This is a genomic window from Ensifer sp. 2TAB8, from assembly GCF_052115125.1.
GTDB lineage: Bacteria > Pseudomonadota > Alphaproteobacteria > Rhizobiales > Rhizobiaceae > Ensifer.
Map to the genome: position 1 here is coordinate 1 of NZ_JBFRGB010000083.1, position 596 is coordinate 596.

Below are 596 nucleotides of genomic sequence, written 5' to 3' on the forward strand. Positions count from 1 at the left end.
ATCGCGGTGCACAGGTTGGTCTTGCGCGACAGGCACGACGGGCAGGAGCGGCATTCGGGCGTATAGAGCGGAATGACATGGTCGCCCTTCTTCACCGAGGTGACGCCCGGGCCGACGTCGACGACGATGCCGGCGCCTTCATGGCCGAGGATGGCCGGGAACAGGCCTTCCGGATCGGCACCCGACAGCGTGAAGTCGTCGGTGTGGCAGATGCCGGTGGCCTTGACCTCGATCAGCACCTCGCCGGCCTTTGGGCCTTCAAGTTGAACCGTCATGACCTCGAGCGGCTTGCCTGCCTGAACGGCAACGGCGGCGCGTACATCCATTGTGGGATCCTTTTTGTTGATGATTCAATCGCGTGCGTGGGCCGACCGAACAACGGCCAGCCCATCTGGGATCGATTTGTACGAAGAATGCTACGAGGCCTTCTGCAGCTCCGGCAGGGCGTCGAAGAGATCGGCGACGAGGCCGTAGTCGGCGACCTGGAAGATCGGCGCCTCTTCGTCCTTGTTGATCGCGACGATGACCTTCGAGTCCTTCATGCCGGCCAGATGCTGGATGGCACCGGAGATGCCGCAGGCGATGTAGAGATCGGG

Annotated in this window: 2 protein-coding genes; both read right to left on the bottom strand. The window is 62.8% G+C overall.

The annotated features are described in order from the left end of the window. Positions 1-326: alcohol dehydrogenase catalytic domain-containing protein (locus tag AB4Z53_RS35435; protein WP_441600108.1), on the bottom strand; the 326-nt coding region annotated here is incomplete at its 3' end. Between the two features lie 90 nt (positions 327-416). After that, on the bottom strand, positions 417-596 hold a 180-nt coding region (locus AB4Z53_RS35440; RefSeq protein WP_441600110.1), incomplete at its 5' end, for an electron transfer flavoprotein subunit alpha/FixB family protein.